Source organism: Corallococcus praedator (assembly GCF_003612125.1).
GTDB lineage: Bacteria > Myxococcota > Myxococcia > Myxococcales > Myxococcaceae > Corallococcus > Corallococcus praedator.
The window spans coordinates 1-550 of record NZ_RAWI01000853.1 but is presented as its reverse complement, the minus strand read 5'-3'; the positions used below and the strand labels follow the sequence as shown (position 1 = coordinate 550).

1 pseudogene is annotated in these 550 nt (G+C 66.4%); it reads right to left on the bottom strand.

From position 1 onward, the window contains the following. Positions 1-550 (bottom strand): annotated as a pseudogene (locus D7Y13_RS42125) (DNA-directed RNA polymerase subunit beta); the annotation flags it as partial.

Genomic DNA, 550 nt, shown 5'->3' with positions numbered 1-550 from the left:
CGGTCGTCATCCATGGCGGTGAGGCCGTTCTCGTGGACCTCGTCGCCGTAGGCGATGCGCATGGCCTCGCGCACCGGGGTCAGGTCCCCGGAGCGGCGGTAGGCGGCCAGCGCCTCGTCGATCTTGAGGCCCATCGAGCGGGCGGCCCAGCCCATGTGGGTCTCGAGGATCTGGCCCACGTTCATGCGGGACGGCACGCCGAGCGGGTTGAGGCAGAAGTCGACCGGCGTGCCGTCGGCGAGGAACGGCATGTCCTCGATCGGCAGGATGCGGCTGATCACGCCCTTGTTACCGTGGCGGCCGGCCATCTTGTCGCCCGGCTGCAGCTTGCGCTTCACCGCGACGAACACCTTGACCATCTTGAGCACGCCCGGCGGCAGCTCGTCGCCACGTTCCAGCTTCTCACGGCGGTCGATGAACTTGTCGGTGATGACCTTGGCGGCATCATCGTACTGCACCTTGACCGCTTCGAGGTCCGACTGGACCTTGTCGTCGGCGACCGCGAACTTCCACCATTCGTGACGATCGACGCTGTCGAGCAGATCCTGAT